Annotated in this window: 8 protein-coding genes; 4 read left to right on the top strand and 4 right to left on the bottom strand. The window is 64.6% G+C overall.

Annotation, left to right across the window (positions count from 1 at the left end):
- Positions 1–10: 10 nt before the first annotated feature.
- Both engB and GJ629_RS13730 read right to left on the bottom strand, forming a co-directional pair.
- Entirely contained in the window at positions 11–625 is a 615-nt protein-coding gene (gene engB, locus GJ629_RS13735; protein ID WP_157513555.1) for a GTP-binding protein EngB, read from the bottom strand.
- A 44-nt stretch (positions 626–669) separates the two neighbouring features.
- Positions 670–1656: a LamG-like jellyroll fold domain-containing protein gene (locus GJ629_RS13730; protein ID WP_197428621.1), complete on the bottom strand. Its 987-nt coding sequence runs from the start codon at positions 1654–1656 to the stop codon at positions 670–672.
- A gap of 132 nt (positions 1657–1788) precedes the next feature.
- Here GJ629_RS13730 and GJ629_RS13725 point away from each other — a divergent pair, with 132 nt between their 5' ends.
- On the top strand, positions 1789–3072 hold the full coding sequence (locus tag GJ629_RS13725) for a TIGR00341 family protein (RefSeq protein WP_370515915.1): 1284 nt from the start codon (positions 1789–1791) through the stop codon (positions 3070–3072).
- Here GJ629_RS13725 and GJ629_RS13720 read toward each other — a convergent pair.
- Positions 3069–4076: a GTPase gene (locus GJ629_RS13720; protein ID WP_157513553.1), complete on the bottom strand. Its 1008-nt coding sequence runs from the start codon at positions 4074–4076 to the stop codon at positions 3069–3071. The two genes, GJ629_RS13725 and GJ629_RS13720, sit on opposite strands and share 4 nt — an antisense overlap.
- 102 nt (positions 4077–4178) lie before the next feature.
- On the opposite strand from GJ629_RS13720, the gene GJ629_RS13715 reads away from it, so the two are divergent.
- From GJ629_RS13715 to GJ629_RS13705, 3 genes are all read left to right on the top strand, one after another.
- Complete coding sequence (locus GJ629_RS13715; RefSeq protein ID WP_157513552.1) at positions 4179–4490, top strand: ASCH domain-containing protein; 312 nt, start codon at positions 4179–4181, stop codon at positions 4488–4490.
- A gap of 182 nt (positions 4491–4672) precedes the next feature.
- Positions 4673–4867, top strand: coding sequence for a cold-shock protein (locus GJ629_RS13710; RefSeq protein ID WP_157513551.1), 195 nt, complete (start codon positions 4673–4675; stop codon positions 4865–4867).
- A gap of 106 nt (positions 4868–4973) precedes the next feature.
- Entirely contained in the window at positions 4974–5288 is a 315-nt protein-coding gene (locus GJ629_RS13705; RefSeq protein ID WP_157513550.1) for an ASCH domain-containing protein, read from the top strand.
- 84 nt (positions 5289–5372) lie between these two features.
- Here GJ629_RS13705 and GJ629_RS13700 read toward each other — a convergent pair whose 3' ends face one another.
- Positions 5373–5744 carry a hypothetical protein gene (locus GJ629_RS13700; protein WP_157513549.1) on the bottom strand — a complete coding sequence of 124 codons (372 nt, stop codon included), beginning with the start codon at positions 5742–5744 and terminating at the stop codon, positions 5373–5375.
- Positions 5745–5872 lie beyond the last annotated feature (128 nt).

The following is a 5872-nucleotide window of genomic DNA, read 5'->3' as shown; positions in this document are numbered from 1 at the left end:
AAAAAGTGGTTTAGAAAAACTGATACAGGTCGTCGCGGCCGGCCGCGTGGAGGTGTTCCCGGACGGCCTCGGTCAGTGGCTCGATGTTCCCGCGCTTGGCGCTGATGGGCGCGATGGTGTCGCTGTACTGTTTCCACGGCGGGAAGAGGCCCAGTCGGTCACACAACTCGTCCAGTCGCTCGTCGCGGTCGTCGACCTTGTCCATCTTGTTGACGGCGACGACGGGCGGGATGCCCACCTCCTCGAGGAAGTGGAACATCTCCACGTCGTGGGGAATCTCCTCGTCTTTGTGGCGGTCGATGATGTCGATGACGGCTTTACCGTCGACGACGAGGACGCCGGCGAGTATCCGGTCGGCGTACTGTTCGAGGTACCGCACCACGTCGGTCTTGATCTGCTCGCGAGTCTCCTCGGGGACGCCCTTCATAAAGCCAAACCCCGGCAGGTCCGTGAGGACGAAGTCGGGGCCGGTCCAGTCGTAGTGGTTCGGGCTTCTGGTGACGCCCGGCCGCTGGCCCGTATCGAAGGTGTGGCCGGTCAACTCCCGCATCAAGGTGGACTTCCCGACGTTCGACCGCCCGACGAGGGCCACCTCGGCGCTGCGGTCCGGCCGCGTGTCGAACATATCGCTCCTTGGTTACCGAGGGCGAAAAGGCTGTTCAGTCGGTGTCAATCCATCGTATCGGTGAGGACCCGGACCGCTTCGGCGTCGAAGGCCGTGTAGTAGAGCCTGATCTCGTATATCTCGCCGTCGAGGTAGTCGCCGTTGCCCGGTTCGATGTCCTTGCCGATGGTCATATCCCCCATACTTATCTCACCGCTGTAGTCGCCGGTGCTCTCTCTCTCGCCGTCCACGTAGAGCGTGTGTTCGCTGCCGTCGAAGGTGCCGACCAGTACCCGCCGGGTCCCGGCCTTCTGACCGCCGCCGAACACTTGTTCGTCTTGGCTTCCTCCGGACTGGTCGACGCTGAACACGGGAGCGTACTCCTCGTCTCCGGAGCAGGTGCCGCTGGGCACCTGCGGGTTCGAACAGGGTTTCAGTTCGAGCAGCCAGTTGTCGTTGCTGCTCTTGTGCTCGACTAGCTCCTGCTTTTTGCCTCCGTCGTCGGTCCGGTAGGTGACCGCGATGGTGAACTCGTCGACGCTGTCGACCGGCGTCCTGAACCCGTCTACCGAGACCGCGTCGTCCACCCCGTCGAACGCGAGTGACTGCCCCGTCCACCGGGGGTCGCCGTTCGCCGTCCCGTCGTTCCCGTTGCCGGACCTGTCGACCAGCGTATCTCCGCTTCCGGACTCGAAGGTGTAGTACGAGATGAACTGGCCGATCTCCTCGCGGTCGTCGATCTCCCTGTCGACCAGTACCGACCGGTCGCCGTCCTGTGAGACGACGACGATCCGGTCGCCCGGTGCTGTCGGTATCACGACCGACTTGCCAGCGGCACCGCTCTCGAAGCTCGTGACCGTCCGTCCGTTCAACTGGACGGCGACATCGGTTCCGAGCGCGACCGGCGTCATCCGGAGACCGACCGGTGTCTGCTCGTACTCGAAGGACGCGTCGGCGCTCGGTGCCCCGGTTCCGTCGAGAAACGCGAAAGACAGTGTCACGAGGACGATACCAACGACGAGCACGACGCCCACGAGTAGAACGTTCCCCACGAGCGGTGACAGGCCACGGTTACCACCACCTCTGTATCCCATCGTGACGACTGTACGCGCCCGGTTCTGTTAAGTACTGCTCTCGTATCGAGGACCCGCGGTTATTAGGACCGACCGGTCTAGCCCTCTGCTGTGCGACTCCTGCAGGTGACCATCCCGGCGGGCAAGCGGGAGACGATAGAGCGGGCCTTCGAGGACGAGGGCGTCGACTACGTGATGACCGACGAGACCAGCGGTCGGGAGTACACCGCAGTCGCGTACGTTCCCCTGCCGACGGAGGCCGTCGAACCGGTGTTAGAGCGACTCCGGGAGGCCGGACTGGACGATCAGGCGTACACGGTCATCGTCGAGGCCAACACCGTCATCTCCCGGCACTTCGAGCAACTGGAGGAACGGTACGCCGAGGAGCAAGACGAGGAGCGCATCGCCCGCGAGGAACTGACCTCGAAGGCGAGCGACTTCCTGCCGAGTTGGTCGAACTACGTGATATTCACGCTCGTCAGCGCGGTCATCGCCACCGCCGGCCTGCTGTTGGACTCGCCGGCGGTCATCGTCGGATCGATGGTCATCGCGCCGCTTATCGGCCCGGCGATGGCCGCGAGCGTCGGGACCGTCCTCGACGAGGAGGACCTCTTTCGCCGCGGCTTCGTCCTCCAGGTGAGCGGACTGTTGCTGTCTATCGTCAGCGCCGGCCTGTTCGCGTGGCTCGCCCGGACCGGTCTGCTGATACCGCCCGGACTGGAGATAACCGAAGTCCCGTCGATACGCGAGCGACTGCTCCCGGACTTCCTCTCGCTCGCGGTCGCCATCGGCTCCGGCGTCGCCGGCGTGGTCAGCCTCATCTCGGGCGTCTCGACGGCGCTGGTCGGCGTGATGATCGCCGTCGCGCTGATGCCCCCGGCGGCGACTGTCGGCATCGGTATCGCGTGGGGACAGCCGTGGGTCAGCCTCGGTGCCGGCGTCCTCCTGTTGGTGAACGTCCTCTCGATCAACCTCGCCGCTATCGTCGTGCTGTGGTACCGCGGCTACCGCCCCGATAACTGGTTCGAGGTCAGCAAGGCCAGAAAGATGGCCCGCCGCCGCGCCGGGCTCCTCGTCTTCTCGATTCTCCTCCTCTCGGTGTTTCTCGCCGGGGTCACCTTCGACTCCTATCAGCGGACGACGACCGAGGACGACATCCGGGAGACTGTCGGCGACACTATCGCGGACCGCCCCGGGGTGACCTTCGAGTCGATGACCATAGAGCGGACCGACGGCGTCCTCTTCCGCCAGCCCGAACGCGTGGTGGTCACCGTCGGCGTTCCGCCGGACAGCGACCACTCCGGCCTCGCCCGGACGCTTGACCGACGGCTGGACGAGGTGGCCGGCACCGACGTCGAGACACAGGTCCGGTACGTCGACACCGAGTCGGCCTAGTCCCGCGAGGGGAGGTCCGGTTGGTAGTCGACGGCGTCGATCATCGCGTCCAGCACGCCCTCGACGTTGTCGTTCTCGGTGACGCTCATGTAGTGGTCGGCCTCGACGTCCCGCGAGCGGTCGGCCTTGTTACACACCGTCAACACCGGCACGTCGCCGAACTGTGTCCGCAGGTCGTCCCGCAGGTCGAGTTGTACCGAGACGGGGTAGCCACACTCCCCGCTGGCGTCGACGAGGACGAGGACGCCGTCGGCGAGGTGTTCCAGTGCGCTGACGGCCTGTGACTCGATCTGGTTGCGGTCTTCAGGCGGCCGGTCGAGCAGCCCCGGCGTATCGACGATCTGGTATCTGACGTGGTCGCGTTCGAGGTGGCCGAGGTTGATTTCGGTCGTCGTGAACGGGTAGGAGTTGATCTCGTTGCTCGCCCGCGTGACGGTGTTGACGAACGAGGACTTGCCGACGTTGGGGTAGCCGGCGACGACGATGGTCGGTTCGTCGGGCCGGATGTCCGGCAGGTCCCGCAGGGCGTCCCGGGCGGTCCCGATGGCCAGCAGGTCGTCCTCGATCTGTTCGACGACGTCAGAGAGGCGGGCGAACGCCTGCTTGCGGAGCTTTCGGACGTGGGTCGTGTCGGCGGCGTCACGGAACTTCGAGTTGTACTCGCTGCGGATGTCGTCGGTCTTCCGGGAGGCCCACGTCACCGACGAGAGGTGCTGGCGCAGGGCGTCGATACCGCGGTTGTCCTCGTCGCCGATGTCGGTCTCGCCCCGCAGGACGGCGTCGGCCAAGTCACGATAGAACGGGTCGAGGTAGTCGAAGTCCGGCCACTCGTTGACGACGTTCTCGAGGTTGTCCGAGAGGATGTTCGCGGCCGTCTGGAGCATCGACTCCTGGGCCTCGTACCCCTCTTTCGCGCCGCCCGCGCGGGACGCCCGCGAGAACGCCTTGTCGATAAGTTCCGACGAGCGCGGGGTCGTCGGGAGAGTCTCGAACGGTTGGCTCATTGGAACGCTGTACACCGGCAGGCCGGAAAAACACCGCGAATCGCCCCTCGAAGTCGCCGCCGTCCCGCTACGTTTTTTGTCGACGGACTCCCACCGTCGACTATGTACGACACCGAGCACGTGCTACCGACCGACCACCTCCGGAACCGTGCGGTTATGGGCCGTGTTCTGCAGGTCCACCGCGGGGTCGAATGCGCCGAGGTGGGCGACACCTTCGAGGCCTACGGCTCCCGGTTCGAGGTGACCGACGTGACCGAACGCACTATCGGTGACCTAGAGACCGCCGACGCCCGCAAGGAGGAGATGACCTCCGTCGAGAAACTGCTCGGCCGCCTCAAGATGGACTACGACGAGGAGATAGACGAGGACACGACCGTCTATCGCTACAAGTACCAGCGCAACCCCGATATGTGACCGGCCAACCCGGGCCGTGATACCGACTGTGACGATTCCTCGCCGACGTTCCCGACTCAACACCTGAAAGCGGCATCTATAGCTCCTCAACGGTCGGTCTGGATCGTGCCGTCCCCGTCGGTGGTCGTGGTAACGCGACTCTCGCAAGTCTTAATCATCCCCCGCCTCTGTGTATATTCGCAATGGCAAACGGTACGGTTGACTTCTTCAACGACACAGGCGGTTACGGTTTCATCGAGACTGAGGACGCAGACGAGGACGTTTTCTTCCACATGGAAGACGTTGGCGGCCCGGACCTCGAGGAAGGACAGGAGATCGAATTCGACATCGAGCAGGCCCCCAAGGGTCCGCGAGCGACCAACGTCGTTCGACAGTAGATTCGCACTATCGCTTCACGGCGATTTTCCGTTTTATTCACACTCCACAGCGACGGCGCTCCCGTCGTGAGGGGCGTTTTTCAGGCTCCGAGCCGTAGCGCCGCCTATGGCACACAAGGATGCCGACGAGATACTTCCCGGCGGTCACCTCACCGAGGAGGTGCTCGCGGGCGACGTGACACAGATCCACCGCGGCCAGGCCTACGCCGAGGAGGGCGATACCTTCGACATCGACGGAACGACGTTCGAAGTCGTCGACGTAACCGAGCGAACGCTCGGCGATATGACCGACGAGGACGCCCGAAAAGAGGGGTCGCCCGACCTCGACCACTACCGGAAACGGCTCCAGCACGCCCACGACAACTTCGAGTGGGACGACGACAGCGAGGTCGTCCGCCACCGCTTTTCGCGCGCGGAGTGACTCATAGTGTTTATTGTAGCTGTTTACCGGTGTGACCGCCCGAATGCGGGCGGTCGATGCCGAAATGACCTACAATAAACACTATCAGGGCCGTTCGAGAGCGCCGGGGACGACCGCTCCGGCGACGCCGCCGAGACCGAATCCGCCGACGAGGACGACCGACACGCCGGAGACGAACAGCGAAAGTACCACCAGCGGCCCCGTACCGATCACGGCCGCCGCCAAGAGGTACTGTTCGAGCGCCGACCGCTCGTCGAGCCACGACTCCACTCGGCGGCCGTAGGTCGTCCACTCGATCAGTGCCATCCCGCTCGCACCGACGACCGCGCCGACTCCGACGATCCAGAGCGGCAGTCCCAACACTGCCACGGCGTACGTCGGGACGACGAGAGCGGCGAAGGCGATACCTATCGCTTCGACCGGCCCGGCCCAACGGGCCTGCTGTCCAACACCCATACTCCCACGTCTCGCTCCGCTCGCATAAGACACGGACAGTGGATTCCGGGGCTGAAAACGCCGCTCTCGCGCCTCCGGCGCTCGGTCGAGTGACACGTCCCGTTCCGCTCTCCGTCTCGCTACTCGCG

It is taken from the genome of Halapricum sp. CBA1109 (assembly GCF_009741825.1).
In the GTDB taxonomy this organism is placed as follows: Archaea; Halobacteriota; Halobacteria; order Halobacteriales; family Haloarculaceae; genus Halapricum.
This window is presented reverse-complemented; position numbering and strand designations above follow the sequence as displayed.